Source organism: Arthrobacter globiformis, assembly GCF_003261175.1.
Taxonomy (GTDB): domain Bacteria; phylum Actinomycetota; class Actinomycetes; order Actinomycetales; family Micrococcaceae; genus Arthrobacter; species Arthrobacter globiformis_A.
Genome location: NZ_QLNP01000041.1, coordinates 1 through 669, shown reverse-complemented (window position 1 = coordinate 669; position 669 = coordinate 1). Strand labels below are relative to the sequence as shown.

Annotated in this window: 1 rRNA gene; it reads left to right on the top strand. The window is 48.0% G+C overall.

Annotated elements, in window-relative coordinates:
- A 16S ribosomal RNA gene (locus DBZ45_RS22820) occupies positions 1–669 on the top strand; the annotation flags it as partial.

Genomic DNA, 669 nt, shown 5'->3' with positions numbered 1-669 from the left:
GGGGAATTAGGGTTCTATTCCGGAGAGGGAGCCTGAGAAACGGCTACCACATCCAAGGAAGGCAGCAGGCGCGCAAATTACCCAATCCCGACACGGGGAGGTAGTGACAATAAATACTGATACAGGGCTCTTTAGGGTCTTGTAATCGGAATGAGTACAATTTAAATCCCTTAACGAGGAACAATTGGAGGGCAAGTCTGGTGCCAGCAGCCGCGGTAATTCCAGCTCCAATAGCGTATATTAAAGTTGTTGCAGTTAAAAAGCTCGTAGTTGAACCTTGGGCCTGGCTGGCCGGTCCGCCTCACCGCGTGCACTGGTCCGGCCGGGCCTTTCCTTCTGGCTAGCCGCATGCCCTTCGCTGGGTGTGCCGGGGAACCAGGACTTTTACTTTGAAAAAATTAGAGTGTTCAAAGCAGGCATACGCTCGAATACATTAGCATGGAATAATAGAATAGGACGTGCGGTTCTATTTTGTTGGTTTCTAGGACCGCCGTAATGATTAATAGGGATAGTCGGGGGCGTCAGTATTCAATTGTCAGAGGTGAAATTCTTGGATTTATTGAAGACTAACTACTGCGAAAGCATTCGCCAAGGATGTTTTCATTAATCAGTGAACGAAAGTTAGGGGATCGAAGACGATCAGATACCGTCGTAGTCTTAACCATAAAC